Below are 24,890 nucleotides of genomic sequence, written 5' to 3'. Positions count from 1 at the left end.
AGCCGGGCCTTCGACGTGTCTCAGCCCAGCAACTCCCGCACCACCGGCACCAGCGCCCGGAACGCCTTCCCCCGGTGGCTGATCGCGTTCTTCTCCGGTGCCGTGAGTTCCGCGCAGGTTCGTGTGTCGCCCTCGGGCTGGAGGATCGGGTCGTAGCCGAAGCCGTTGGTGCCTGTCGGGGTGTGGCGGAGGGTGCCTCGTAGCTGGCCCTCGACGACTCGTTCCGTGCCGTCGGGCAAGGCCAGCGCCGCCGCGCACGCGAAGTGGGCTGCGCGGTGTTCGTCCGCGATGTCCGACAGCTGGGCCAGGAGCAGGTTCAGGTTGGCCTGGTCGTCGCCGTGGGTGCCGGACCAGCGGGCCGAGAAGATGCCGGGGGCGCCGTTCAGTACGTCGACGCAGAGGCCGGAGTCGTCGGCGACCGCCGGGAGGCCGGTCGCCCGGGCGAGAGCGTGGGCTTTCAGGAGGGCGTTCTCCGCGAAGGTGATGCCTGTTTCCTTGACGTCCGGGATGTCGGGGTACTCCTCCGCGCCGACGAGCTCGTGGGGCAGGCCCGCGTCGGTGAGGATCGACCTCAGTTCGGTGATTTTCCCGGCGTTCCGGGTGGCGAGGATCAGGCGTGTCATGCCGTCCAGTATCCCGGCCGCGCCCGCGCCCACGACAGCCCGGGCTCCGCAGCACGCCGTGGGCCGCACGCCTCGCCTACGACATGCCAACCGCCGCCGCACACCCCAGCACCTCAACACCCGCCGCACACCCACGAAATCCGACGCCCGCCGGACAACACCCCGACACCAGCCACCAGACACACGCCACGGCTACCGCATCCCGACCGCCGCCGCACACCCCCGGCGCCCCAACAACCCGCCGCACACCCACGAAATCCGACGCCCGCCGGACGGCACCCCGACACCAGCCACCAGACGCACCCCACGGCTACCGCATCCCGACCGCCGCCGCACACCCCCGGCACCTCAACACCCGCCGCACACCTCGGCACCGGCCACACGCCCACGTCAGCCCAACCGCCGCCCCACGCCCCCGTCGCCTCAACAACCCGCCGCACACCCCGGCACCTCAACACCCGCCGCACACCCCTGCGCCGGCCGCACGCCCCCGGCATCCGACGCCCACGTCAGCCCAGCCGCCGTCGCACGCCCACGTCAGCCCAACCGCCGCCGACCACCCACGCCGGCCCAACCCCGCCGCAGACGCCGCAGACCCCCAACCCCCCTACGACGTACACACCTTCGTCAACTCCCCCGCCGCATCCGTCACCGGGCTGATGTCAGGCGTGTTGTCGCCGTTGTTCACTGCCGTGCGGACGTTGTCGACGGCCTCGCGGAGGTGGTCGACCGCCTTGTTGACGTCGGCGTTGTCCGTCTTGTCGCCGATCTTGTCGAGGTCCTTCTCGATGGAGTTGAGGGACGCGTCGGTCTGGGTGGGGTCGTTCGCCGCGTTCTCCACGGCCTGTTGGAGGCCGGTGACGCTGTCGGCGATGGTGTCGGCGGTCTGGACGCAGTCGATGGCCTTGTCGACGGCGTCGCAGCCGGTGGTGAGGCCGGCGGTCAGGCCGATCACGGCCGCGCCGGCGGCTATGGCGATCCGGCGACGGCTGCTGCGGCTTCGTCGGCTTGCGGCCATGGTTTCGGTGCCTCCCCATGGGGTGGCCTCGGCGGCCGGCCCCGTTTCCGTTCCGTATGCGTAGGGACGCGGGGGCGGGCCACCGGGTTGCCCCGGCGGCCCGCCTCTCTTGGTACGCCCTTTACCTGTCCGATCCAGCTTCTTACTTCTCCAGCAAGGCCTCAAGTGCCTTTCGCTGTACGGCGGCCAGGTCGTCGCAGCCGGCGACCGCGAGGTCGAGGAGGGCGTTGAGCTCGTCGCGGGCGAAGGGCTCGGCCTCGGCGGTGCCCTGGACCTCGACGAAGCGGCCGTCGCCGGTGCAGACGACGTTCATGTCGGTCTCGGCGCGGACGTCCTCCTCGTAGCAGAGGTCCAGGAGCGGGACTCCGCCGACGATGCCGACGGAGACCGCGGAGACCGTGCCGGTGAGGGGCTGGCGGCCGGCCTTGACGAGCTTCTTGCCCTGGGCCCAGGTGATCGCGTCGGCGAGCGCGACGTACGCGCCGGTGATGGCGGCCGTACGGGTGCCGCCGTCGGCCTGGAGGACGTCGCAGTCGAGGACGATGGTGTTCTCGCCGAGGGCCTTGTAGTCGATGACGGCGCGCAGCGAGCGGCCGATGAGGCGGCTGATCTCGTGGGTGCGGCCGCCGATCTTGCCGCGGACGGATTCGCGGTCGCCGCGGGTGTTGGTGGCGCGGGGCAGCATGGAGTACTCCGCGGTGACCCAGCCCTCGCCGCTGCCCTTGCGCCAGCGGGGGACGCCTTCGGTGACGGAGGCGGTGCAGAAGACCTTCGTGTCGCCGAAGGAGACGAGGACGGAGCCCTCGGCGTGCTTGCTCCAGCCGCGTTCGATGGTGACGGGGCGGAGCTGTTCGGGGGTGCGGCCGTCGATTCGAGACATGGCGAAGAGCCTAGTCGTAGGACCGGGTCGGGCAGGCGGGAAGGGCCTGCGGAGAGGCGTGCGGAAGGGGCTCCTCCCGCGTCGGGAGGAGCCCCTTCAGTAGGCGAAGCCGGGGATGGTCCCCGTGCTTCACATCATGTCTTCGATGTCCGCCGCGATCGGGTCCGCGTCCGTGCCGATGACGACCTGGATGGCCGTGCCCATCTTGACGACGCCGTGGGCGCCGGCGGCCTTCAGGGCGGCGTCGTCGACGAGGGCGGGGTCCTTCACCTCGGTGCGCAGGCGGGTGATGCAGCCCTCGACCTCTTCGATGTTGTCGATGCCGCCCAGCCCCGCAACGATCTTCTCAGCCTTGGTGGCCATGTTGTTCTCTCCCTGATCCGAACCGCTTTGTCGCAGTAACCCACAGTTGGCCCAGCTTCGCGAGCGGTCATGTCGTGCGTGCCGAATGATGGTGAACGATCACGTCGCCAACTGGTCTACACCACATTACCGAGAGGCGTCCATGAGTGCCGACAGTGCCGCCACCCGTCCTGGGCGCAGCTATTGGAGCACCCTGTTCCAGGGCCTCCAGAAGATGGGCCGCAGCCTCCAACTGCCCATCGCCGTCCTGCCGGCCGCCGGCATCCTCAACCGGCTCGGGCAGCCGGACGTGTTCGGGGACGACGGCCTGGGGTGGACCAATGTCTCGAAGGTGATGGCGGGTGCGGGCGGCGCGCTGCTGGACGGGCAGCTCGGGCTGCCGCTGCTGTTCTGTGTGGGTGTCGCGATCGGGATGGCGAAGAAGTCGGACGGGTCGACGGCGCTGGCCGGGCTGGTCGGCTTCCTCGTCTACTACAACGTGCTGCGGCAGTTCCCGAAGGACTGCACGGGCGGTACGAACGTGGTGCCCGGCATCGGCTGCCAGGCCGCCGATCACTCGGTCTCGGCGTTCACGTACCAGAATCCCGGGGTGTTCGGCGGGATCGTGCTGGGGCTGCTGACCGCGTTCTTCTGGGTGCGCTTCCACCGTACGAAGCTGGTGGACTGGCTCGGCTTCTTCAACGGGCGGCGGCTGGTGCCGATCATCATGTCGTTCGTGGCGATCGCGGTCGCGGCGGTGGCGCTGTGGGTGTGGCCGCCGATCGGCACCGGTCTTGAGCACTTCAGCGACTGGCTGAGCGCGCGGGGTGCGCTGGGCGCGGGCGTGTTCGGGCTCGCCAACCGGGCGTTGCTGGTCGTGGGGCTGCATCAGTTCCTGAACGTGCCCATCTGGTTCCAGTTCGGCAGCTATACGAAGCCGGACGGGACGGTGGTGCACGGTGACATCAACATGTTCCTGGCGGGCGACCCGAACGCGGGGCAGTTCACGTCGGGCTTCTTCCCCATCATGATGTTCGCGCTGCCGGCGGCGGCGCTCGCGATCGCACACTGCGCACGGCCGGACCGGCGCAAGGAGGTGAGCGGGCTGATGCTGTCGGTGGCGCTCACGTCGTTCGTGACCGGTATCACCGAGCCCATCGAGTACTCGTTCCTGTTCATCGCGCCGGTCCTGTACGCGATCCACGCGGTGCTGACCGGGGTGTCGATGGCGGTGACGTGGGGGCTCGGGGTGCACGACGGTTTCAGCTTCTCGGCGGGGCTGATCGACTACGCGATCAACTGGAACCTGGCGACGAAGCCGTGGGCGATCATTCCGATCGGGCTGTGCTTCGCGGCGGTGTACTACGTCGTCTTCCGGTTCGCGATCACGAAGTTCGATCTGAAGACGCCGGGCCGGGAGCCGGAGGGCGAGCGCGAGGACGTCACCAAGGCGTGACCAACAGCCTTACGGCGTAGGCGAGTTGGGCCCCGGGACCAGTGGTCCCGGGGCCCTCTTTCATGCGTGCCGGGGTGTCCGTCCGCGGGTGTGTCGCCGTGTACGTGGCGTAGTGATCCGGTCGCAGATTCAGCGGGTTCCTTTATGCGGACTTCATCTGCTACAACAGGTCTACACCACTGAGTGGTGTAGACCACCACCCGATGGAGGAAGTCCATGAGCACTGCCACCGCGCCAACGGCGGCACCCACAAAGAAGTGGGGATCCGGCCTGTTCCAGGGCCTGCAGAAGATCGGTCGCAGCCTACAGCTGCCGATCGCTGTGCTTCCGGCGGCGGGCATCCTGCTCCGGTTCGGCCAGGCCGACATCCACGACAAGCTGAACCTCCCGGACAAGGTGACGGCCGTCTTCGCCACCGCCGGTGGCGCGATATTCGACAACCTGCCGCTGCTGTTCTGCATAGGTGTCGCGATCGGCTTCGCCAAGAAGTCCGACGGCTCCACCGCCCTCGCGGCGCTCGTCGGCTTCCTCGTCTACAGCAATGTGCTCAAGGCCTTCCCCGTCACCGACGCGCAGATCCTGAAGGGCGCCGACGTACCGGCGACCTACAACAACCCCGGTGTCCTCGGCGGCATCATCATGGGGCTGCTCTCCGCGGTGCTGTGGCAGCGGTTCCACCGGACCAAGCTGGTCGACTGGCTCGGCTTCTTCAACGGCCGCCGTCTCGTCCCGATCATCATGGCCTTCGTCGGCACGATCATGGGTGTCTTCTTCGGCCTCATCTGGAAGCCGATCGGCGAGGGCATCTCGAACTTCGGTGAGTGGATCACCGGTCTCGGCGCCTTCGGTGCCGGTCTGTTCGGTCTGATCAACCGCGGTCTGATCCCGGTCGGCATGCACCAGTTCGTCAACTCGGTGGCCTGGTTCCAGATCGGCGACTACAAGAACTCCGCCGGTACGGTCGTCCACGGTGACCTGACCCGCTTCTTCGCCGGTGACCCGTCCGCCGGACAGTTCATGTCGGGCTTCTTCCCCATCATGATGTTCGGCCTCCCGGCCGCCGCGCTCGCCATCGCGCACACCGCCCGCCCGGAGCGCCGCAAGGCCGTCACCGGCATGATGATCTCGCTCGCCCTGACGTCCTTCGTGACCGGTGTGACCGAGCCCATCGAGTTCTCGTTCATGTTCATCGCCCCGGTCCTCTACGCGATCCACGCGGTGCTGACCGCCCTGTCCATGGCGATCACCTGGGCCCTCGGCGTCCACGCCGGCTTCACCTTCTCCGCGGGCTTCATCGACTACGCCCTCAACTGGAACCTCGCCACCAAGCCCTGGCTGATCATCCCGATCGGTCTGGTCTTCGGCGCGGTCTACTACTTCGTCTTCCGCTTCGCGATCACCAAGTGGAACCTCCCCACCCCGGGCCGCGAGCCCGAGGAGGAGGTCGAGGACCTCACCAAGGCGTGACCCTCGCGGCCTGAGCCCGGCGTGACGAAGGCCCCCGGCACCGAAAGGTGCCGGGGGCCTTCGCCTGCGTGGAGCTAGATGTCGTACGACACTCTCGGCGCCGCCAGTTCCACCGGGCCCGCGTAGGCCTGCCGTGCGTCGGCCAGGTTGGTCTGGGGGTCGGTCCACGGGGGGATGTGGGTCAGCACCAGGCGCCTGACCCCCGCCCTGGTCGCCGTCTCGCCCGCCTCGCGGCCGTTGAGGTGGAGGTCGGGGATGCTCTCCTTGCCGTGGGTGAACGCGGCCTCGCACAGGAACAGGTCGGTGTCCCGGGCGAGTTCGTCGAGGGACTCGCTGACGCCCGTGTCGCCGGAGTACGTCAGGGACCGCCCGCCGTGCTCGACGCGGATGCCGTACGCCTCGACGGGGTGGCGGACCCGCTCGGTGTGCACGGTGAAGGGGCCGACGTCGAACGTGGACGGCTTCACCGTGTGGAAGTCGAAGACCTCGCTCATCGAGGAGGCGGTGGGGGTGTCGGCGTAGGCCGTGGTCAGACGGTGTTCGGTGCCCTCGGGGCCGTAGACCGGGATGGGGTCGCAACGGCCGCCGTCGTGGCGGTAGTAGCGCGCGACGAAGTACGCGCACATGTCGATGCAGTGGTCGGCGTGCAGATGGCTGAGGAAGATCGCGTCGAGGTCGTAGAGACCGCAGTGGCGCTGCAGCTCGCCAAGGGCGCCGTTGCCCATGTCGAGGAGCAGCCGGAAGCCGTCGGCCTCTACGAGGTAGCTCGAACAGGCCGATTCCGCGGACGGGAACGACCCCGAGCAGCCGACGACGGTGAGCTTCATAAAGCAGAAACCTCCGCTGGCGGGAACTTCTGGAGTGGGGTGACGGGGGTCGTGCGGTCCGTCGAGCGTAAGGCGCAAAAGGGCCGGTCGCTCCTCCGCCAAGGGCTGTTGTGGGGCAACTCACCTGTGGTGTCACCGGTTCGGCTGGAACCGGGGCGTGTGGGGTGTGTGGTGGGGCGCGCGGCGTTGTTTGCGCGCCGGTACGGTCGTTCGTATGAACACGTACTGGTGGCTCGGGCTCGCGGCGGTGGTGTTGCTGGCACTGGTCGCGACGCTGGTTGACGGGTGGGGGCGGTCGTCCCGGCGGGGGCGGGGGGACCGGCCTCGGCCCGCGGAGATCTGGTGGGCGAACGTGCCCTATGAGGATCAACCCGGGGCGGCGAAGGACCGGCCCTGTCTGGTGTTGGCGGTGCGGGGGCGGAAGGTCACCGTCGCGAAGATCACCAGTAAGCAGCATGAGGGGCGGGGCGGGGTGATTCCCTTGCCGCCAGGCGCCGTTGACGATGCCCGGGGGCGGGCCAGCTATCTGGAGACCGACGAGCTGCGGAAGGTGTCGGTGTCCGAGTTCCGGCGGAGGGTGGGGGTGGTGGACCCGGTCCTTTGGGATCAGGTCCGTCACCTCAGCAATTGAGGGGTCTCGTTCAGCCCCGCGCCCCTGAAAACATCACCTCACGCCCAGAGTTGGCCCTGGAGGGTGGCGATGGCCTCTTCTGTCGTGGCTGCTGTGTAGACGCCTGTCGACAGGTACTTCCAACCGCCGTCCGCCACCACGAAGGCGATGTCCGCGGGCTCGCCCGCCGCTACGGCTTTCCTGCCCACGCCGATGGCCGCGTGCAGGGCCGCGCCGGTGGAGACGCCGGCGAAGATGCCCTCCTGCTGGAGGAGTTCCCGGGTCCGGGTGACCGCGTCGGCCGAGCCGACCGAGAAGCGGGTGGTCAGGACCGAGGCGTCGTAGAGCTCGGGGACGAAGCCCTCGTCGAGGTTGCGGAGGCCGTAGACCAGGTCGTCGTAGCGGGGTTCGGCGGCGACGATCTTCACGTCCGGCTTGTGTTCGCGGAGGTAGCGGCCGACGCCCATGAGCGTGCCCGTGGTGCCGAGGCCCGCGACGAAGTGGGTGATCGACGGGAGGTCGGTGAGGATCTCCGGGCCCGTCGTCGCGTAGTGGGCGCCCGCGTTGTCCGGGTTGCCGTACTGGTAGAGCATCACCCAGTCCGGGTGTTCGGCGGCGAGTTCCTTCGCCACGCGGACGGCCGTGTTGGAGCCGCCTGCCGCGGGGCTGGGGATGATCTCGGCGCCCCACATGTTGAGCAGGTCACGGCGTTCCTGCGAGGTGTTCTCGGGCATCACGCAGACCATGCGGTAGCCCTTGAGCTTCGCGGCCATCGCGAGGGAGATGCCGGTGTTGCCCGAGGTCGGCTCCAGGATGGTGCAGCCGGGGGTGAGGCGGCCATCCTTCTCCGCCTGTTCGATCATGTGCAGGGCCGGGCGGTCCTTGACCGAGCCGGTCGGGTTGCGGTCCTCCAGCTTGGCCCAGATGCGGACGTCGGTGGACGGCGAGAGCCGCGGCAGGCGCACCAGAGGGGTGTTGCCCACCGCGGCCAGCGGGGAGTCGTAACGCATCGACGATCAGGCCATGCCGCCGGCGACGGCCGGCAGGATCGTGACGTTGTCGCCGTCCGACAGCTTGGTGTTGATGCCGTCGAGGAAGCGGACGTCCTCGTCGTTCAGGTACACGTTGACGAAGCGGCGCAGTTCGCCGCCGTCCACGATGCGGGCCTGGATGCCCGCGTGCCGGGTCTCGAGGTCGGCGAAGAGCGCGGCGAGGTTCTCACCGGCACCCTCGACGGCCTTCTGACCGTCGGTGTAGGTGCGGAGGATGGTGGGGATGCGGACCTCGATGGCCATGGCAGGGGGCTCCTGTTCGGAAGCGGAAGGGTCTGGTCTCGGTGGGCGCGCAGCCCGGGCATGGGCGCGCCGCGGCGCACGGCCGTACGGCGACAGCGCGGGGGTCAACAGATGGCGCTGTTCGACCTGCACAGGTCGACGTGCAGCCGCGCCACGAGCAGCGTGCCCGGCGCCTTGTCGCTCACGTCGAGAAGAACCATGGGCTCATCGTATCGATTCCCTGTCCGGTCCCCGGTAGGGGATCTCACGCTTCGGACGGATTTCATCCGGAGTACGAGATCAGGACCGGATCAGTACGACTCCACCACCTTGACGTCCTCCTCCGTGACCACGCCTTCCAGGATCTGGTACGAGCGGAACTGGAAGGGGCCCGCCTCGTCGGTGTCGGCGGTGGAGACGAGGACGTAGTGGGCGCCGGGTTCGTTGGCGTAGGCGATGTCGGTGCGGGAGGGGTAGGCCTCGGTCGCGGTGTGGGAGTGGTAGATGATCACCGGCTCCTCGTCGCGGTCGTCCAGGTCGCGGTAGAGCTTGAGCAGGTCCTGCGAGTCGAACTCGTAGAACGTGGGTGAGCGGGCCGCGTTCAGCATCGGGACGAAGCGCTCGGGGCGGCCCTCGCCCACCGGGCCCGCGACGACTCCGCACGCCTCGTCGGGGTGGTCCGCGCGCGCGTGGGCGACGATCTGGTCGAAGAGGGCCTGGGTGATGGTCAGGGTCGGCATGGTCGTCAGGATAAGCAGAAGGGCCGCCCCGTACCGAGTGGTGGTACGGGGCGGCCCACATGGTGGGCTGAGCGGTCAGCCGACCTTCTCGAGCTCCGGGTCGCGGCGGTCGGTGATCCGCGGGTTGCGGGACTTGAGGACGAACCAGCCCGCGGCCAGGGCGACGGTCCAGCCGGCCATGACGTAGAGACAGACCCGGGAGTCGGGGTCGTAGGCGATGAGGCCGGTGACGAAGAGGAGGAAGGCGATGGCGATCCAGCTGCACTTCGCGCCGCCGGGGGCCGGGAAGGGCGAGGCCGGGAGGCGGCCCGCGTCGACGGCTCGGCGGTAGAGGACGTGGCTGATCAGGATCATCAGCCAGGTCCAGATGCCGGCGGCGGTGGCCACCGAGGTGACGTAGCCGAACGCCTTCTCCGGGACGACGTAGTTGAGGACGACGCCGATGCCCATGCAGGCGACGGAGACGGTGATGCCGGTCGCCGGGGTCTTCGAGGCGGACAGCCTGCTGAAGACCTTCGGGGCCTCGCCGTTGTCCGCGAGGGTGCGGAGCATACGGCCCGTGGAGTACATGCCCGAGTTGCAGGACGACAGGGCCGCGGTGAGGACCACGAAGTTGACGATTCCGGCGCCCGCCGGGATGCCGATCTTCGCGAACGCCTCGACGAACGGGCTGACGCCGGGGGCGAATTCGGTCCACTTCACGACGCAGAGGATGACGGTGAGGGCGCCGACGTAGAAGAGGGCGATGCGCCAGGGGAGGGTGTTGATCGCCTTGGGGAGGGTCTTCTCCGGGTTCTCGGACTCGCCCGCGGTGACGCCGACCAGCTCGACGGCGAGGTAGGCGAACATCACGCCCTGGAGGGTCATCAGGGAGGAGCCGATGCCCTTGGGGAAGAAGCCGTCGAACTGCCAGAGGTTCGCCACGGAGGCGGTGTCACCGGCGCTGCTGAAGCCGAAGGTGAGGACGCCGAGGCCGATCACGATCATGCCGATCAGCGCGGTGACCTTGACCATCGAGAACCAGAACTCGATCTCACCGAACAGCTTCACCGAGATCAGGTTGGCCACGAAGAGGATGACCAGGAAGGCGAGTGCGGTCACCCACTGGGAGACGGCGGGGAACCAGTAGTTGACGTAGATGGCGGCGGCCGTGAGTTCGGCCATGCCGGTGACCACCCACATCAGCCAGTACGTCCAGGCGGTGAAGTAGCCGAAGAACGGGCCGAGGAACTCGCGCGAGTACTCCGCGAAGGAGCCCGACACCGGGCGGTACAGGAGCAGTTCGCCCAGTGCCCGCATGATGAAGAAGATGATCACGCCCGCGAGGGCGTACATGACGATGAGGCTGGGTCCGGCCTTGGCGATGTTCGCCCCGGCTCCCAGGAAGAGGCCGACGCCGACGGCGCCGCCGATCGCGATCATCTGGACCTGACGGCTGCCGAGCCCGCGCTCGTACCCCTCCTCGGGGGTGTTGTCCGTCTCGACCTGAGCGGAGGTCATGTGTGGTGCGCCTTTCTCCGAATCCCCCCGTGAACTGGAGCTGCCCGGCCGAGGTCCGTCGGCCGTACGGCGAACCCGGCGGGACATGGGTGGCGTCCGCCGGGCGGTCGTGAAGATCTATCACGGTCGTGCCGGAGATCATCGGCGGAGTTTGTGGCGCACGCCACAGGAAGAAGCGGACAAAAAGGCGCGACGGTCGGCATTCCCGGCCGTCGCGGTGACCTCATCGTTATGCGGATTTGAGCGTCCGCTGAGCGAACACGGAACCGTCACATATCGCGGTACGAGGCCGGACGTATCACCGCATAAGGGTCGAGATGAGGGTCTCCTGAAGCCCGCCCAGCCAGAGGTACGCCATCACCATCGGCTTGCGCGGGTCCTCGTCCGGGAGCCGGTAGAGGTCGTCGGTGTCGTCCTCGTCGGTGATGTCGAGGCGTGAACCGATCGCCAGGCGCAGGTCGTTGAGCGCGCCGAGCCACTGCCGGGACTCCTCGGCGGTGAGCTTGAGGATCGCGCCGCCGTCACCCCCGGGGGTCAGCGCGTCCAGGGTGCGGACCACCGCGAGGGCGTTCTCGCGCTTGCCCGCGCGCAGGTCGTTCTCGGTGAAGCGGCGGAACTCGGCGGAGTGCGCCATCCGTTCCTCCGCGTCCTGCGGGGAGTCGGGGGCCTGCTCCGGGTCGGTGTAGGCGTCCGGGAACAGGCGCCGGAGCACCGGGTCGGCGGGCGGCTCGCTCGGGCCCTCGGCGAAGAGTTCCGCGAGGGGGTCGTCGGAGGCGTCCTCGCCCGGTCCCGGGCCGATCAGCTCCAGGAGCTGCACGGCCAGGGAGCGGATGATGGAGATCTCGACGTCGTCGAGCGCGACGGCCGCGCCGCCGCCGTGGAGCGGTTCGAAGTGTCCTGGCATCGGGATGGGTCGCTACTTCCGGTCCTGCTGGAGGGTGGCCCACAGACCGTAGCCGTGCATCGCCTGCACGTCGCGCTCCATCTCCTCGCGGCTTCCGCTGGAGACGACCGCGCGGCCCTTGTGGTGGACGTCCATCATGAGCTTGGTGGCCTTGTCCTTGGAGTAGCCGAAGTAGGTCTGGAAGACGTACGCGACATAGCTCATGAGGTTGACCGGGTCGTTGTGCACGATCGTGACCCAGGGGACGTCCGGCTCGGGTACGGCGAAGACCTCCTCCGCCGACTCGGTGCGTTCGATCTCCAGGGGTGCGGGTGACGTCACACGGCCCATGCTGCCACCACAAGGGGGCCCCCGCACAAATGGACCCCACAAATCGTCAGAGTGACGAGATGGGAGTACGATCCATCGTCATGCGGCACACACCGGGGGACAGCCCCCGGACCCCCGGCGGACCTGGGGGCACCCTGAAAATCACGACCAGGAGAGTTCAGTGGACGTAGCGGACCTTGGGCTGCCGGTGGACGTTCCCTCGACGGCGCTCTTCACCGACCACTACGAGCTGACGATGCTGCAGGCCGCCCTCAAGGCGGGCACGGCCGACCGGCGTTCGGTCTTCGAGGTCTTCACCCGGCGGCTGCCCGAAGGGCGGCGCTACGGCGTCGTCGCGGGCACCGGACGCGTCCTGGACGCGGTGGAGAACTTCCGGTTCGACGCGGACGTCCTCGGCTTCCTGCGCGAGCACGACGTCGTCAACGAGGAGACCCTGGAGTGGCTCGCCGCCTACCGCTTCAGCGGTGACGTCTGGGGCTACCCGGAGGGCGAGGTGTACTTCCCGGGCTCGCCGATCATGCGCGTCGAGGGCTCGTTCGCCGAGTGTGTGCTCCTGGAGACGGTGATCCTCTCCATCCTCAACCACGACTCCGCGATCGCGGCCGCCGCCTCCCGCATGGCCTCCGCCGCAGGCGACCGCCCGCTCATCGAGATGGGCGCCCGCCGCACCCACGAGCTGGCCGCCGTCGCCGCCTCCCGCGCCGCCTACGTCGGCGGCTTCGCCACCACCTCGGACCTCGCGGCCGGCTTCCGCTACGGCATCCCGACCGTCGGCACCTCCGCGCACGCCTTCACCCTGCTCCACGACAACGAACGCGACGCGTTCCAGGCCCAGGTGGACTCGCTCGGCCGGAACACCACCCTGCTCGTCGACACGTACGACGTCACCGAGGCCGTCCGTACGGCGGTCGAGGTCGCCGGGCCCGAACTCGGCGCCGTCCGCATCGACTCCGGCGACCTGCTGCTCGTCGCGCACCGGGTGCGGCAGCAGCTGGACGAGCTGGGCGCCGTCAACACCAAGATCGTGGTGACCTCCGACCTCGACGAGTACGCCATCGCCTCGCTGGCGGCGGCGCCCGTGGACGCGTACGGCGTCGGCACCCAGCTGGTGACCGGCTCCGGGCACCCGACCTGCTCGATGGTCTACAAGCTGGTCGCCCGCGCCGAGTCCGCCGACCCGAAGGCGCCGCTCGTGCCGGTGGCGAAGAAGTCCAGCGGGGGCAAGACGTCGATCGGCGGGCGCAAGTGGGCCGCGCGGCGCCTGGACGGCGACGGGTACGCCGAGGCCGAGGTCATCGGCACCGGACCGGTCCCGCCGGAGCTCGCCGACCGGCAGCTGCTCGTCGAGCTGGTCAAGGGCGGCGAGGTCGTCTCCCGCGAACCGCTGGACGTCGTACGCGACCGGCACGCCGTCGCCCGCGCCAACCTGCCGTTGTCGGCGACGCAGCTGTCGCGCGGGGAGGCCGTGATTCCGACGGAGTACGTGCAGCTGCGGTCGGGTAGTTAAGACCCGCACGAAAATCAGGGGTGCGCCCTCCCGCAGTACCGCCGAAGTCTCTAGGCTCGAATCTCACACCGTCGGAGGACACCACCATGCGCCGCGCCTTGATCGTCGTTGACGTGCAGAACGACTTCTGCGAGGGAGGCAGCCTCGCGGTGTCCGGGGGCGCGGATGTGGCCGCCGCCGTGACCGAGCTGATCGGGCAGGCGCCCGCCGGGTACCGGCACGTCGTGGCCACCCGTGATCACCACATCGCGCCGGGCGGGCACTTCGCCGACAACCCCGACTACGTGCACTCGTGGCCCGCGCACTGTGTCGCGGGCACGGAGGGGGTCGGGTTCCACCCGAACTTCGCGCCCGCGGTGGCCTCCGGGGCGATCGACGCGGTGTTCGACAAGGGGGCGTACGCGGCGGCGTACAGCGGGTTCGAGGGGCGGGACGAGAACGGGGTCTCGCTCGGGGAGTGGTTGCGGGCGCGGGAGATCTCCGAGGTGGATGTGGTCGGGATCGCCACCGATCACTGTGTGAAGGCGACGGCGCTCGATGCGGTGCGGGAGGGGTTCCGTACGCAGGTGCTGCTCGACCTCACGGCCGGCGTGGCCAAGGAGACCACCGACCGAGCCCTGGAGGAACTGCGCTCGGCCGGCGTCGAACTAACCGGCAAACCCGTCGTCTAGCCGTTCTTCGACTCACCGCCGGTGGGGGCTGGTCGCGCAGTTCCCCGCGCCCCTGAGGGGCGCGTACAGCACCGGGAGATTCCAACCCGCAGCGACCATCGCGGCGCCAGCCGCGCCTAAAGGGGCGCGGGGAACTGCGCGACAAGCCCCCACCGGGCCCGCACCCAAAACTCAACCCCGCTTTTCAGGGGCGCGGGGAACGGCGCGACCAGCCCCCACCGGCCCGCACGCACGCAACCGCTCACGCCGAGGCAGCCGGGCGGCGGAGGAGCGCCTTGATCGGGTGCCACAGTTCCTGTGGCAGTTCGCGGCCCGGGATCACGACAGCGTTGTCAGGCGGAGGGGCCGCACGCCATATCAGCCCATCGGGGTGGTGCAGGACGGCCGTGATCTCGTCCGGCGTGGGCGGCTCCGCGTTGCCCCGCAGGTAGACGGCCCGCATCCCGAGGTTGCGGAGCCGCGTCAGCGCCCGGGCCCGGTTGCGGGCGTGCACGAGCACGCGGACGCAGCCGTCACCCTGGGCGCTGGGTCTGGGCAGGTTCAACGCCACCACCACGCTGCCGGTCGGCAGCTTGCAGAAACCTCCTGCGGACAATGCGGTCACACCCCCTGGCGGGTCGGATTCGAAGTCGGTGTCAATAAGCCAAGCACAGGACGCACCTAAACACGTATCGGCGGCGACCCGCCAGGGGGTCACCGCCGACACCTTTCTGACCTGCGCTTTTACCGACTACTTCGTCGAGGGGCCCACCTGGACGCTCACCGTCGAGCCGTCGTGCGGCTGCTTGACGATCTTGATCCGGGTGTTGGTGTCAGTGATCTTGACACCGGCTGTCGGGTTCGACGTGTCGTAGTAGGTCGACCGGCCGTCGTCGAAGACGGGCACGCCGGGCTGCGACTTCACCTTGGTCGCGACGTCGGCGTTGTGCAGCGTCATCCCGTCCGTCCGGTCGAGGCTGAACGGCGAGTCGTAGGCCTGCACGCGGTTGCGCATCAGCGTGCCGTCGGACCACTTCAGCTGCGCCGGGTGGGAGTCGATCGGGAGGATCAGACCCGTGCCGGGGTGCTCGCTGGTGTTGTCGTCCGCCTGCGAGGTGTCCCACTTCCAGATCAACAGGCCGTTCTGGTAGGCGTAGTGCTCCACCCAGTCCGGACGGGTCGTCGAGAAGCCGAAGTTGTACGGGCCGACCTTCAACACCTTGTCGTACGACACGTATTGACGGTTCTCGGCGATGTAGTACTGCGGGTAGTCGGCCGTGAAGGACGCCCCGATGCGCGAGAAGCCGTCGGCGGTCCAGGCCGGGTCCGCGGTCTCGGCGTTGTCGGAGAAGAGGGTCGCGCCGTCGGCGGTCACCGTGATCTCGTCGGCCGCGAAGCCCTTCTGGGCGACCCCGCTGTCCGTCTGGTAGCGGAAGCGGACGTCGATCTTCTGGCCCGCGTAGGCGTCCAGCGGGTACGTCAGCTTCTGGTACGCCGCCGCCGTGCCGGTGAGCGCCGGGTTGCCGCTGCCGTCACGCGGGATGGCGGAGCCGTCGGCCAGCTTGCCGTCGATCGGGGTCCAGCTGGTGCCGCCGTTCGTGGACACCTCGGTGTAGAGGAAGTCGTAGTCGGCCTCGATGTCGTAGAAGCCGTCCAGGGTGAGGGCGGCGGACGACTTGCCCGTCAAGTCCACTGAGCGGGACAGGGTGTTGCTGAGGCTGTTGCCGCTGCCGCTCCACCACTGCGTGGCGCCCTGTGCCGGGGTGACGACGTCGGTGGTGACGGCCTTCTGGGGCAACTTCACCACGAGCGCCTGGGGGTTCTTCGTGTTGTACTCCGCGACGCCCAGCGTGTGCTTGGACTTGGCGCCGGCCTTGGCGGTGTCGTAGTCCAGCCAGCCCAGTTGGAGCTTGTCCCAGGCGTTCATGTCGCCGGGGAGGTCGCCGATGGCCTCCTTGCCGGTGCCGAGCCAGGAGCCGGACGACATCAGCGTCCAGAAGCCGGTGGAGTTCTCGCCGCCCGCGGTGTCGTACTCGTCGGGCAGGCCGAGGTCGTGGCCGTACTCGTGGGCGTAGACGCCGAGTCCGCCGTTCTCCGGCTGGATGGTGTAGTCGCCGACCCAGATGCCGCTGTCGCCGACCTGGGTGCCGCCGAGCTTGTTGGTGTCCGGTCCGGTGGAGCCGGCGTCGGTGCCGAAGGCGTACCAGCGGTGGGCCCAGATCGCGTCCGCGCCCTGGGCGCCGCCGCCGGCGGACTCGTCCTCACCGGCGTGCACGATCTGGAAGTGGTCGATGTAGCCGTCGGGCTCGTTGAAGTTGCCGTCGCCGTCGTAGTCGTAGCGGTCCCACTGGTCGAACTGGGCCAGCTCGGTGTGGATCTCGGCGGCCGTGTCGCCCGCGGCCTCGCGCTGGGCGACCCAGGCGTTGACGCCGTCCTGGACCGCGTACCAGGCGCCGGTGGAGGCGTCGTTGGAGCCGTAACGGGCCTCGTTGTAGGGGACCTTGACCCAGTCGGTGACCTCGCCGTCGACCGAGTAGCGGCCCGAGGACTGCTTCTCGTAGTACTTCTTGAGCGACTCGGTCTTCTTGCCGGTGCCGAAGTACAGGTCCTGGAAGTGGGCCTGGTTGTAATCCGCCTGCCAGGCCGTGGAGTTGTCCTTCTTGCGGTCGGGCGCGGCTATCTGGTTGTGCAGCGGGCCGACGGTGCCGCCGTAGCGCGGGTCGACCTTGTCGCCGAACTCGACCAGGATCGTGAAGATCTTGTCGGTCTTCTCCCGGCTCAGCTCGACGTACTTGCTCTTGCCGCCCTTGCTCTTGAGCTGGACGACCTGCGAGCCGTTGCGGTCCTTGACCGACGCCTTGCCGGATATGACCTGGTTCAGGGCCTCTTGGCGCTGCGCGTCCTGCGTCTTGCTCAGCGGGCCGTCGAGGTCGTGCTCCTTCTGTGCGACCGGTGCCGGGTCGTGCCGGTCCACAGTGGCGGGCTTGGCCGAGGTGTTGGCCTCCGCCACGGCGAACGTCGAGAACGTGGCGGTGGCCGCCGCGAGGGCCACGCCCACCGCGGCCGCTCTGAACGTCCAGGGTCTGCTGGTCACTTGAGGTCCTCCCCTGCGCACCCGACCGCGCGGAAGGGGGGTCCTGGAAGTCATGGAAGGTCCGCGCGCGGTGTACGCGTGATAGTCAAGTGCCGTTATTTGACTAGAGGTTTACGGGAAAAGACAGACCTTGACTTGAGCAGGACAAGTGCACTATGCGAAGCCGGGGTCCGCTTTACGGACACGCACGGCCGACTCGGGTCTCGCTCAACGGGCGCGTACATCCGTCCACTTGGTGGACGGTATGACTCCGTGCGCCCCCCATGCACCGGAGCTGTGTGTTAGGTCATGCTTACTGCACGTTCCACTCGGGCATGCAGGCGAATAGAGTCGACTGGCGGAACGTCCGGAACCGGCGGAAAACCAGGCCGACATCGTAGTCGCACCCCCCTTTCACAGCTCCCCTCCATTCCCTAACGAGGACTCGATTGCCATGCCTCGTCCGACTGCCGCACAGCTCGCCTACGGTTCATGCACCGTGATCTTCTCGACGCTCGCCATGCTGCTGCTGTCACAGACGAACTCGGGTCTGGGGATCGCGGTCATCGCATGCGCGGCGCTCGCCCTCGGACTGCTCGTCTCCCTGACGGTGGCGCAGCCGAAGACCAGGGCCGCGGCGGCGGCCCAGGCCGCCGGGCGGACCGCGACAACCCCCTCCGTGCCCCAGCCGCGGGTCCCGGTGTCGGTACGGCGGGAGACCGTCTCCGCCGCCGTCTCCGCCGCGGAGCCGGTACGGGAGCGGAGCACTCCCTAGACCAAGCCCAGGGCCATGTGCCGCCACCGCCACGCGAATCGGCGGGTCCGCAGAGACACGGACCCGCCGATTCGCTGTGCGCACACCGGAGTTGCGCCGCCGTTCACGTCACCGCGTGCTGACCACCACGGTCTTGGCGGCCTTGTCGTGCAGCCCCTGCTTGTACGGCTTGTCGAAGAAGCTCCAGCCGCCGCAGATCGCCGTCCAGATGCAGGCGCAGCAGAACGCGAACGGGATCCACAGCACCGCCGCCCGAATCAGGTTGGTCTGCACGGAGGGCGTCGAGCCGTTGTCGAGGTTGGCGACCCGCAGCCCCATCCACTTCTTGCCCAGCGTCTGCCCTGACTTGGCCGTCATCACGGTGTCGTAGCCGATGTAGAGCACGGCCGCGGTGAGCGACTGCCCGAGGGACTTGGCGTAGGACACGTGGTCGGAGTTGACGTCGTACTCGTGCACTCCGAAGGCCCACGTCAGCAGCCATACGACGATCCCGACGAGGATCAAGTCGATGATCCGGGCGAGGGTGCGCCGGCCGCTCTCGGCGAGCGGGGGCATGCCGGCCAGCGGGTCGGTGGGGTAGGAGCCGCCGCCGTAGGGGTCACCGCCACCGCCACCGTACGGAGGCGGCTGGTTCCCGTAGGACTGGTCGTACGGTGAGCCCGATCCCTGGCCAGGAGGGGGCTGCTTCCTGAACGGGTCGTCTTCCGGCGGCTGCTGGCCGGAGCCCGGAGGCGGTTCGGTGCTCATGGCCCGAGTCGACCGCGAACCGTCCGGCTCCGCATCCGGCGAGCGGCCGTCCGGGGTACGGATTCAGGTACCCCGGATGCGGTAGGCCCTTATGCCGCTACGAACGTATGTGCTGCCTTGTCGTGCCAGCACTGACGCCAGGGCCGGTCGAACAGGCACCAGGCGACGCCGACGACCCCGATACCGAGCAGCCCCGTGACGCTGTACACCAGCCAGCGGCGCAGCGCCCCGCCGAACGTGGGCGGCTGGTGGCTCTCGATGCCGCGCACCTCGATCCCGCACAGCTTCTTGCCGAGGGTGCGGCCCCACTTGGCGGTGGGGAGCGCTTCGTAGAGGACGCCGAAGAGGAGGAGCACGGCGAGGACGATGCCCAGGTAGAGGGTCGTGGTGCCGTCCAGCAGCCACACGGTCTCGGTCCGGCCGGAGAGCTTGGCCGCGTCGATCTTCCCGTCGATATGGTCGACGGCCCTGGTGCCCAGCGGTACGGCGGCGGCCGCGGTGACCGCGCCGAGCACGACGCTGTCGATCAGCCGGGCGGCCAGCCGCCTGCCGAGCCCCGCGGGCCGCGCCGCCGACTGCCGCCGGGCCGCCGCCTGGAACACGTCCTCCACGGGCGGCTTCCAGGGCGCCACGGGCCCGTCCTCGTCCCCCGCGAGCCGATGCACCTGCTGCGCCCAGGACGGCTGCCCGCCCCCGACACCGGGGGCCATCGGAGTCGATACGGCGGCCCCCTGCGGCTGCGCGGGACCGGCCTGCTGCGGGACACCGGGCGCGGACTGCTGGGGCCCGGAGAGGGCCGTAGGAGCGGCGGAGGCGGGTGCCCCGGTGCCGGTGCCCGCCTGGCCCGCCTGCGCCTGCGCGGCCCGGGCCGCGGCGGCTTTTCCGGCGCCGAAGCCGGGGCCGGAAGGATCGCCGGAGGGGGCGCTGCCGGCACCCGGGTTGGGCGGGCCGAAGCCCCCGGCGGCGGGTTCGTTGCTCACGGGACCCTGCGCGGCGAAACCCCCTGCCCCCGCGCCCTGTTGCGGCATGCGCGGGGTCGGGCGGCGGAACGTGGTCGTGCCCTCGTCGGCGACCGGGGGCGAGCTGTCCGCGCTCCCGGCGGCCGGGCGGCGGAACACGAAGGTGCCGGGGTTCGGCGGTTCCTCAGGGGAGCTCGGTGCCGGGCCGTCCTGGCCGGGGATGTCCGCGGGGACTCTCGGGTCCGCGCCCGCTCTCGGGTCCGGGGCGCCCCAGGAGATACGGCGGTCCTGGTCGGCGCTGAAGCCGGACTGGTGGGCGCGGTCCGCGCCCCAGGCCGCCGCCGGTTCGGGGCGGCTGCCGTGCTGGGCGTCCGCCGGGTTGACGGGCGCCGGGTCCTCGTCGAAGAAGTGCGGGCCCGTCTCCTCGACGGACTGGCCCGGCGCGGCGAGCGGCCGTCCGTCCGACGGCGCCGGTCGGCTGGTGCCGGGCACCCAGGCCGCGCCGTTCCAGTACCGGACATATCCAGGAATGGACGGGTCCGGGTAGTACCCCTCGCGGGGCCTGTCGTCGCCGGGTGCCGGGGTTGGGGCGCTCATGTCCGTCGTCCCGTATCTGCTCGGAGGTCAAATGGGGGTGTCCACATCTATCAGACCCGCACGACCAGCACTGCCCGTCCCGCCGGACCCACCCCGATCCGGGCAAGCTCGTGCACGGAGTCCACACGCCCCGAAGCCCCGCGAAGCCTTCGTGACCCGGCGCGCAAAAAAAGATTCCCGAAGTCGCGTAATGCTCGCGCCCGCACGCCCTCTCCACTCGTACGGACCCACCGCGGGGCCCGGTCAGCGAGAGGAGACACACGCCATGCACACAGTCGTGGAGCGGGAGTTGGAGCTCAAACTCATCCTGTCCCCGGAGCGGAGCATTCCGGTCCCGGCCCGGCTCAGCTACCGCACCGATGATCCCTACGCCGTCCACATCGCCTTCCACATCACCTCCGAGCAGCCCGTGAACTGGACGTTCGCCCGCGAACTCCTCGTCGAGGGCGTGTTCCGGCCGTGCGGGCACGGGGACGTGCGGGTGTGGCCGACGAAGGTGGAGGGACGCAGTGTCGTCCTGATGGCGCTGAGCTCACCCGACGGCGACGCCCTCCTGGAGGCCCCGGCCGCCCAGGTGTCGGCCTGGCTGGAGCGCACCCTCCGGGTGGTCCCCCCGGGCTCTGAGGCGGAGCAGCTCGGCATCGACGACGGCCTGGCCGAGCTGCTCGCACCGACCCCGGCCGACGACCTGTGGCTGCGCGACCCGTGGCCGTCGGACGAGTCGAAGGACGGGGAGTGAGCCGTCGGCAGGAGCGTCAGAACAGCTTGCCCGGGTTGAGGAGGCCCAGCGGGTCGAAGGCCGTCTTCACCGCCCGCTGCATCTCCACGCCCACCGGGCCGAGTTCGCGGGCCAGCCACTCCTTCTTGAGGACCCCGACGCCGTGTTCGCCGGTGATGGTGCCGCCGAGTTCCAGGCCGAGCGCCATGATCTCGTCGAAGGACTCACGGGCGCGCCGGGACTCGTCGGCGTCCTGCGCGTCGAAGCAGACGGTGGGGTGCGTGTTGCCGTCGCCCGCGTGCGCGCAGACGCCGATGGTCAGCCCGTACTTCGCGCCGATCCGCTCCACCCCTTCGAGCATCTCGCCGAGCCGCGACCGGGGCACGCACACGTCGTCGATCATCGTCGTGCCCTTGACCGCCTCCAGCGCCGTGAGCGACAACCGCCGCGCCTGGAGCAGCAGTTCGGACTCGGCGGCGTCCTCGGCGGGCACCACCTGGGTGGCTCCGGCCGCCTCGCAGAGCGCTCCCACGGCGGCCAGGTCGGCGGCCGGGTCCGCCGTGTCGAAGGCCGCGAGCAGCAGCGCCTCGGTCGTCTCCGGCAGCCCCATGTGGGCGAGGTCGTTGACGGCCTTGACGGTCGTACGGTCCATCAGTTCGAGGAGGGACGGCACGTGCCCGCCGGCCATGATCCGGCACACGGCGTCGCACGCGGCGGCCGCGGAGGCGAACTCGGCGGCCAGGACGAGCTGTTGGGGCGGCTGCGGCTTCAGCGCCAGGACCGCCTTCACGACGATCCCGAGCGAGCCCTCCGACCCGACGAACAGCCGGGTCAGGTCGTACCCGGCGACCCCCTTCGCCGTCCGCCGGCCGGTGCTCATCAGCCGCCCGTCGGCGAGGACGACGTCCAGGCCGAGGACGTACTCGGCCGTCACCCCGTACTTCACGCAGCACAGCCCGCCGGACGCGGTGCCGATGTTGCCGCCGATCGTGCACGTCTCCCAGCTGGAGGGGTCCGGCGGGTAGTAGAGGCCGTGTTCGTTGACCGCGCGGGAGAGCGCCGCGTTGACGACGCCCGGCTCGACGACCGCGATGCGGTCGACCGGGCTGATCTCCAGGATGCGGTCCATCCTGACGAGGGACAGCACGATGCAGCCCTCGGAGGCGTTCGCCGCGCCCGACAGGCCGGTGCGGGCGCCCTGCGGGACGACCGGGAGGCGCAGTTCGGTGGCGACCCGCATGACGTGCTGGACCTGCTCGACCGTGCGCGGCAGCACCACCACCGCGGGGGTGCCGGACGGGCAGAAGCTCGCCATGTCGTTGGCGTACGAGACCGTGACGTCCGGATCCGTGAGGACGGCCTCGGCGGGCAGCCCGGCCAGCAGCCGGTCGAGAAGGGTTCCGGTGTCCTGGTCGCGAGGCGCTTCGATACGGCTCATGATCACAGCGTCGCACTCGCGGCCATCGGTGTGAACCCCGTCCGCGCGCGGCTTTGGGTGCCGGGATGTGGTCGTCGTACTGACGCAGAGTGAGCGCCATGGAGAACGAACAGCGGAGTCCGGGTACGTCCCTGGTGGCGGAACCGCGGCAGCGCCGCTCCCCCGTTCTGCGGCGGGTGCTGATCGGCGCGGTCGCCGGGTGCGCGGTGCTCGGCGGGCTGCTGTGGCTGCTGCCCGAGGAGCCGCGCCCGGCGCCGCCGCCCGCGCCGGGTCCCAAGGCGCAGGCGCTGACCGCGGTGACCGCCGGGGTGCCGGCCGCGCTGCCCGACCTGGCCGCGCTGATCGGCGACCGCGAGACGCGGGTACGGGTCCGTCCGAGGGACGCCCGGTCGTGGGCGGTGCTCGGCTCGGCCTATGTGGAGCAGGGGCGGCGGACCGGGGACACCCTGTACTACCCGAAGGCCGAGGAGGCGCTGCGTACCGCGCTGAAGGTGCGGGCGCGGGGCAACGACGCGAACGCCGTGGCGATGGACGGCCTGGCCGCCCTGGCGAACGAGCGGCGGGACTTCCGGGCGGCGCGCACCTGGGGCGAGGCCGCGGTGAAGGCGGCGCCGCGCCGCTGGACGACGTATCCGCTGCTGATCGACGCGTACACCGGCCTAGGCGACTACAAGGCGACCCGGCGCACGCTCGACAGACTGCTGGAGCTGCACACCGGGCCGGCCGTGATGGCGCGGGCCGCCGCCGTCTACCGCGACCGGGGCTGGCGCGAGGACGCCGCCGCCCAGCTCGCCGACGCGGCGGCGAAGGCCACGGCCCCCGCCGAACAGGCCGCCTGGCTGCAGCGCTCCGGCGAGCTGGCCTGGGAACGCGGGGACCGGGAGGTCGCGCTGCGGCACTTCGAGGCGGCCGTACGGCTCGACCCCGACCAGCGCGAGGCGCTCGCCGGTGAGGGCCGCGCGCTCGCCGCCCTGGGCCGCACCTCGGAGGCCCTCAACGCCTACCAGGTCGCCCTCGCCAAACAGCCGACCCCTCAATACGCCCTGGAACTGGGCGAGTTGTACGAGTCGCTCGGTCTCGCGCAGGCCGCCCGCGTGCAGTACGACACGCTGCGCGCCCTCGCCGCCAAGGACGCGGCGGCCGGTGTCGACGACGAACTCGTCCTCGGCGTCTTCGAGGCGGACCACGGCGACGCGCACGACGCCGTGCGGCGGCTGCGGGCCGAGTGGACCCGGCAGCCGGGCATCCCGGTCGCCGACGCGCTGGGGTGGGCGCTGCACCGGGCCGGGCAGGACGAGGAGGCCCTGAAGTTCGCGTCGGTGGCGACGGACCGGGTGCACGGCGGCGGGGTGCGGGACGCGCTGTACATGTTCCACCGGGGCATGATCGAGCGGGAGTCGGAGAAGTTCGCGTCCGCGCGCCGCCATCTCCAGGAGGCGCTGCAGATCAACCCGTACTTCTCGCCGCTGCGGGTGCCGCTGGCGCAGGCGGCGCTGACGGCGCTGGGCGAGCCGGCGAACGAGCCGCTGCCCTCCGACAGGTCGGGCTGAGCTGCCGGGGCTACGGCTTGGAGCAGAGCGAGAACAGGCGCGCTCCCGTCGCCCCCGACGCGAACCCCATGTACAGCCGGGTGCCGGGCTTCCTGCGGACGGCGAGACCCTCCGGTTCGCGGTGGGTGAGGGTGTAGCCGGCCTCCGTGCGGGAGCGCTGGACGAGCGCGCCGGTGCGGATGTCGAGGCAGGAGACGTAGGTGTTGCCGTGCTTCGCGGGCGGGTTGCTCGTGGAGTCGTAGGCGGAGCCGGCGAGTTGGTAGAGGAAGTCACCGTCGAGGGCATAGCCCTGGAACGGGACCGCCGGGTCCGGGTGGGCGCCGGTCTGGGCGAGGTCGGCGACGGGAGCGGAGTAGTCGCGGGCGACGAAGGCGTCCAAGTCCCAGACGCGGTACCGGGGTCGGTTGGCCAGGCGGTAGCGGATCGCTATGCGCTTCGAGGCCATGCAGACCGTCGGCTGGTTGTTGGTGGAGTGCGCGACGGGCTTGCGGATCGCCACGTCGGCGGCGGTGCGGGTGGCGCCGTTCGCGAAGTGGAAGCGGGTGACGGCCTGGCCGTAGGCGCCGCCCGAACCGGCCTTCGCGGCGGCCTCGGTCCAGATCCAGACGTCGCCGTCGGCGGTGTTCTGGACGCCCATGCTGACGCCGTGGCCGAAGCCCTGGAGGTGCATGTGTCCTAGCGCCTTGCCCGTGTAGTCGAGCTGGTTGAGGCAGAGGTTGCCGGCGTCGGCGCCGCCCGTCCTCAACTGCAGGACGTACAGGCGCTGATGGACCTCGTCGAAGGCGAACGACTGGAGGACCGTGGGCTCGTGCAGCGTGCCCTTCTGCCACAGGCGGCGCACCGCCGGTGTGGACAGATTGATCGGCGCGACGGCCACGGTCCTCCCAAGTCCCTTGCGGGACCTG

General features: G+C 70.0%; 26 protein-coding genes. 8 read left to right on the top strand and 18 right to left on the bottom strand.

Annotated elements, in window-relative coordinates:
* Positions 1-20 precede the first annotated feature (20 nt).
* From rdgB to OHT77_RS27865, 4 genes are all read right to left on the bottom strand, one after another.
* On the bottom strand, positions 21-623 hold the full coding sequence (rdgB, locus tag OHT77_RS27880; protein WP_328831159.1) for an RdgB/HAM1 family non-canonical purine NTP pyrophosphatase: 603 nt from the start codon (positions 621-623) through the stop codon (positions 21-23).
* Positions 624-1,230: 607 nt separating this feature from the next.
* A complete protein-coding gene (locus OHT77_RS27875; protein WP_328831158.1) occupies positions 1,231-1,641 on the bottom strand; it encodes a hypothetical protein in 411 nt (136 codons plus the stop codon).
* Between the two features lie 142 nt (positions 1,642-1,783).
* Positions 1,784-2,521: a ribonuclease PH gene (rph, locus tag OHT77_RS27870; RefSeq protein WP_328831157.1), complete on the bottom strand. Its 738-nt coding sequence runs from the start codon at positions 2,519-2,521 to the stop codon at positions 1,784-1,786.
* 129 nt (positions 2,522-2,650) lie between these two features.
* Positions 2,651-2,920, bottom strand: coding sequence for a PTS glucose/sucrose transporter subunit IIB (locus OHT77_RS27865; RefSeq protein ID WP_266776471.1), 270 nt, complete (start codon positions 2,918-2,920; stop codon positions 2,651-2,653).
* A 106-nt stretch (positions 2,921-3,026) separates the two neighbouring features.
* On the opposite strand from OHT77_RS27865, the gene OHT77_RS27860 reads away from it, so the two are divergent.
* On the top strand, positions 3,027-4,319 hold the full coding sequence (locus OHT77_RS27860) for a PTS transporter subunit EIIC (RefSeq protein ID WP_328831156.1): 1,293 nt from the start codon (positions 3,027-3,029) through the stop codon (positions 4,317-4,319).
* Between the two features lie 216 nt (positions 4,320-4,535).
* Positions 4,536-5,786 (top strand): PTS transporter subunit EIIC, encoded by a 1,251-nt coding sequence (locus tag OHT77_RS27855; RefSeq protein WP_328831155.1) that lies wholly within the window; start codon positions 4,536-4,538, stop codon positions 5,784-5,786.
* A 74-nt stretch (positions 5,787-5,860) separates the two neighbouring features.
* Here OHT77_RS27855 and OHT77_RS27850 read toward each other — a convergent pair whose 3' ends face one another.
* Positions 5,861-6,613, bottom strand: a complete 753-nt coding sequence (locus OHT77_RS27850; RefSeq protein WP_328831154.1) for an MBL fold metallo-hydrolase — start codon at positions 6,611-6,613, stop codon at positions 5,861-5,863.
* Between the two features lie 214 nt (positions 6,614-6,827).
* Between OHT77_RS27850 and OHT77_RS27845 the strand changes: the two genes are divergently transcribed.
* Positions 6,828-7,244: a type II toxin-antitoxin system PemK/MazF family toxin gene (locus OHT77_RS27845; protein ID WP_328831153.1), complete on the top strand. Its 417-nt coding sequence runs from the start codon at positions 6,828-6,830 to the stop codon at positions 7,242-7,244.
* A gap of 38 nt (positions 7,245-7,282) precedes the next feature.
* Here OHT77_RS27845 and OHT77_RS27840 read toward each other — a convergent pair whose 3' ends face one another.
* The 7 genes from OHT77_RS27840 to clpS form a co-directional block, all read right to left on the bottom strand.
* On the bottom strand, positions 7,283-8,233 hold the full coding sequence (locus tag OHT77_RS27840) for a PLP-dependent cysteine synthase family protein (protein ID WP_328831152.1): 951 nt from the start codon (positions 8,231-8,233) through the stop codon (positions 7,283-7,285).
* A gap of 6 nt (positions 8,234-8,239) precedes the next feature.
* Positions 8,240-8,518 carry a MoaD/ThiS family protein gene (locus OHT77_RS27835; RefSeq protein WP_266769135.1) on the bottom strand — a complete coding sequence of 93 codons (279 nt, stop codon included), beginning with the start codon at positions 8,516-8,518 and terminating at the stop codon, positions 8,240-8,242.
* Between the two features lie 104 nt (positions 8,519-8,622).
* Positions 8,623-8,718 carry a putative leader peptide gene (locus tag OHT77_RS27830; RefSeq protein WP_323185335.1) on the bottom strand — a complete coding sequence of 32 codons (96 nt, stop codon included), beginning with the start codon at positions 8,716-8,718 and terminating at the stop codon, positions 8,623-8,625.
* A gap of 90 nt (positions 8,719-8,808) precedes the next feature.
* Complete coding sequence (locus OHT77_RS27825; protein WP_266769137.1) at positions 8,809-9,237, bottom strand: M67 family metallopeptidase; 429 nt, start codon at positions 9,235-9,237, stop codon at positions 8,809-8,811.
* A gap of 75 nt (positions 9,238-9,312) precedes the next feature.
* The gene (locus OHT77_RS27820; RefSeq protein WP_328831151.1) at positions 9,313-10,737 is read right to left on the bottom strand and encodes an amino acid permease; all 1,425 of its coding nucleotides are present in this window, start codon (positions 10,735-10,737) and stop codon (positions 9,313-9,315) included.
* Between the two features lie 298 nt (positions 10,738-11,035).
* Positions 11,036-11,641, bottom strand: coding sequence for a DUF2017 domain-containing protein (locus OHT77_RS27815; RefSeq protein ID WP_328831150.1), 606 nt, complete (start codon positions 11,639-11,641; stop codon positions 11,036-11,038).
* 12 nt (positions 11,642-11,653) lie between these two features.
* The gene (gene clpS, locus OHT77_RS27810) at positions 11,654-11,971 is read right to left on the bottom strand and encodes an ATP-dependent Clp protease adapter ClpS (protein WP_266769140.1); all 318 of its coding nucleotides are present in this window, start codon (positions 11,969-11,971) and stop codon (positions 11,654-11,656) included.
* 160 nt (positions 11,972-12,131) lie between these two features.
* Between clpS and OHT77_RS27805 the strand changes: the two genes are divergently transcribed.
* Positions 12,132-13,478 carry a nicotinate phosphoribosyltransferase gene (locus OHT77_RS27805; protein WP_328831149.1) on the top strand — a complete coding sequence of 449 codons (1,347 nt, stop codon included), beginning with the start codon at positions 12,132-12,134 and terminating at the stop codon, positions 13,476-13,478.
* Positions 13,479-13,564: 86 nt separating this feature from the next.
* Positions 13,565-14,149, top strand: coding sequence for a nicotinamidase (locus tag OHT77_RS27800; protein ID WP_328831148.1), 585 nt, complete (start codon positions 13,565-13,567; stop codon positions 14,147-14,149).
* A 241-nt stretch (positions 14,150-14,390) separates the two neighbouring features.
* On the opposite strand, the gene OHT77_RS27795 is transcribed toward OHT77_RS27800, so the two are convergent.
* Together OHT77_RS27795 and OHT77_RS27790 are read right to left on the bottom strand one after the other, a co-directional pair.
* A complete protein-coding gene (locus OHT77_RS27795; protein ID WP_266776473.1) occupies positions 14,391-14,744 on the bottom strand; it encodes a hypothetical protein in 354 nt (117 codons plus the stop codon).
* A gap of 135 nt (positions 14,745-14,879) precedes the next feature.
* The gene (locus OHT77_RS27790) at positions 14,880-17,222 is read right to left on the bottom strand and encodes an immune inhibitor A domain-containing protein (protein WP_328831147.1); all 2,343 of its coding nucleotides are present in this window, start codon (positions 17,220-17,222) and stop codon (positions 14,880-14,882) included.
* A 433-nt stretch (positions 17,223-17,655) separates the two neighbouring features.
* On the opposite strand from OHT77_RS27790, the gene OHT77_RS27785 reads away from it, so the two are divergent.
* Positions 17,656-17,976, top strand: coding sequence for a hypothetical protein (locus OHT77_RS27785; protein ID WP_328831146.1), 321 nt, complete (start codon positions 17,656-17,658; stop codon positions 17,974-17,976).
* Positions 17,977-18,084: 108 nt separating this feature from the next.
* On the opposite strand, the gene OHT77_RS27780 is transcribed toward OHT77_RS27785, so the two are convergent.
* Complete coding sequence (locus tag OHT77_RS27780; RefSeq protein ID WP_328831145.1) at positions 18,085-18,723, bottom strand: RDD family protein; 639 nt, start codon at positions 18,721-18,723, stop codon at positions 18,085-18,087.
* Between the two features lie 89 nt (positions 18,724-18,812).
* Positions 18,813-20,279: an RDD family protein gene (locus tag OHT77_RS27775; protein WP_328831144.1), complete on the bottom strand. Its 1,467-nt coding sequence runs from the start codon at positions 20,277-20,279 to the stop codon at positions 18,813-18,815.
* Positions 20,280-20,544: 265 nt separating this feature from the next.
* Here OHT77_RS27775 and OHT77_RS27770 point away from each other — a divergent pair, with 265 nt between their 5' ends.
* Positions 20,545-21,018, top strand: coding sequence for an SsgA family sporulation/cell division regulator (locus tag OHT77_RS27770; protein ID WP_266769148.1), 474 nt, complete (start codon positions 20,545-20,547; stop codon positions 21,016-21,018).
* Positions 21,019-21,034: 16 nt separating this feature from the next.
* Here the strand turns inward: OHT77_RS27770 and OHT77_RS27765 are convergent, their stop codons facing one another.
* Positions 21,035-22,441 (bottom strand): FAD-binding oxidoreductase, encoded by a 1,407-nt coding sequence (locus OHT77_RS27765; RefSeq protein ID WP_266769149.1) that lies wholly within the window; start codon positions 22,439-22,441, stop codon positions 21,035-21,037.
* 92 nt (positions 22,442-22,533) lie between these two features.
* Between OHT77_RS27765 and OHT77_RS27760 the strand changes: the two genes are divergently transcribed.
* Positions 22,534-23,985: a tetratricopeptide repeat protein gene (locus OHT77_RS27760; protein WP_328831142.1), complete on the top strand. Its 1,452-nt coding sequence runs from the start codon at positions 22,534-22,536 to the stop codon at positions 23,983-23,985.
* Between the two features lie 10 nt (positions 23,986-23,995).
* Here the strand turns inward: OHT77_RS27760 and OHT77_RS27755 are convergent, their stop codons facing one another.
* Entirely contained in the window at positions 23,996-24,862 is an 867-nt protein-coding gene (locus tag OHT77_RS27755; RefSeq protein WP_328831141.1) for a phage baseplate protein, read from the bottom strand.
* Positions 24,863-24,890: the final 28 nt, after the last annotated feature.

Origin of the sequence: Streptomyces sp. NBC_00252 (genome assembly GCF_036187565.1) — a bacterium.
In the GTDB taxonomy this organism is placed as follows: Bacteria; Actinomycetota; Actinomycetes; order Streptomycetales; family Streptomycetaceae; genus Streptomyces.
The sequence above is the reverse complement of the archived record's forward strand: the minus strand, read 5'-3'. Positions and strand labels throughout refer to the sequence as shown.

What these genes read in the sequence shown, in the direction of transcription:
- OHT77_RS27785 (WP_328831146.1), top strand. Translation starts at nt 17,656, where the DNA reads ATGCCTCGTCCGACTGCCGCACAGCTCGCCTACGGTTCATGCACCGTG.
- OHT77_RS27840 (WP_328831152.1), bottom strand. Translation starts at nt 8,233, where the DNA reads ATGCGTTACGACTCCCCGCTGGCCGCGGTGGGCAACACCCCTCTGGTG.
- OHT77_RS27850 (WP_328831154.1), bottom strand. Translation starts at nt 6,613, where the DNA reads ATGAAGCTCACCGTCGTCGGCTGCTCGGGGTCGTTCCCGTCCGCGGAA.
- OHT77_RS27835 (WP_266769135.1), bottom strand. Translation starts at nt 8,518, where the DNA reads ATGGCCATCGAGGTCCGCATCCCCACCATCCTCCGCACCTACACCGAC.
- rph (WP_328831157.1), bottom strand. Translation starts at nt 2,521, where the DNA reads ATGTCTCGAATCGACGGCCGCACCCCCGAACAGCTCCGCCCCGTCACC.
- rdgB (WP_328831159.1), bottom strand. Translation starts at nt 623, where the DNA reads ATGACACGCCTGATCCTCGCCACCCGGAACGCCGGGAAAATCACCGAA.
- OHT77_RS27800 (WP_328831148.1), top strand. Translation starts at nt 13,565, where the DNA reads ATGCGCCGCGCCTTGATCGTCGTTGACGTGCAGAACGACTTCTGCGAG.
- OHT77_RS27830 (WP_323185335.1), bottom strand. Translation starts at nt 8,718, where the DNA reads ATGGTTCTTCTCGACGTGAGCGACAAGGCGCCGGGCACGCTGCTCGTG.
- OHT77_RS27855 (WP_328831155.1), top strand. Translation starts at nt 4,536, where the DNA reads ATGAGCACTGCCACCGCGCCAACGGCGGCACCCACAAAGAAGTGGGGA.
- OHT77_RS27845 (WP_328831153.1), top strand. Translation starts at nt 6,828, where the DNA reads ATGAACACGTACTGGTGGCTCGGGCTCGCGGCGGTGGTGTTGCTGGCA.
- OHT77_RS27875 (WP_328831158.1), bottom strand. Translation starts at nt 1,641, where the DNA reads ATGGCCGCAAGCCGACGAAGCCGCAGCAGCCGTCGCCGGATCGCCATA.
- OHT77_RS27815 (WP_328831150.1), bottom strand. Translation starts at nt 11,641, where the DNA reads ATGCCAGGACACTTCGAACCGCTCCACGGCGGCGGCGCGGCCGTCGCG.
- OHT77_RS27770 (WP_266769148.1), top strand. Translation starts at nt 20,545, where the DNA reads ATGCACACAGTCGTGGAGCGGGAGTTGGAGCTCAAACTCATCCTGTCC.
- clpS (WP_266769140.1), bottom strand. Translation starts at nt 11,971, where the DNA reads ATGGGCCGTGTGACGTCACCCGCACCCCTGGAGATCGAACGCACCGAG.
- OHT77_RS27860 (WP_328831156.1), top strand. Translation starts at nt 3,027, where the DNA reads ATGAGTGCCGACAGTGCCGCCACCCGTCCTGGGCGCAGCTATTGGAGC.
- OHT77_RS27760 (WP_328831142.1), top strand. Translation starts at nt 22,534, where the DNA reads ATGGAGAACGAACAGCGGAGTCCGGGTACGTCCCTGGTGGCGGAACCG.
- OHT77_RS27825 (WP_266769137.1), bottom strand. Translation starts at nt 9,237, where the DNA reads ATGCCGACCCTGACCATCACCCAGGCCCTCTTCGACCAGATCGTCGCC.
- OHT77_RS27775 (WP_328831144.1), bottom strand. Translation starts at nt 20,279, where the DNA reads ATGAGCGCCCCAACCCCGGCACCCGGCGACGACAGGCCCCGCGAGGGG.
- OHT77_RS27820 (WP_328831151.1), bottom strand. Translation starts at nt 10,737, where the DNA reads ATGACCTCCGCTCAGGTCGAGACGGACAACACCCCCGAGGAGGGGTAC.
- OHT77_RS27780 (WP_328831145.1), bottom strand. Translation starts at nt 18,723, where the DNA reads ATGAGCACCGAACCGCCTCCGGGCTCCGGCCAGCAGCCGCCGGAAGAC.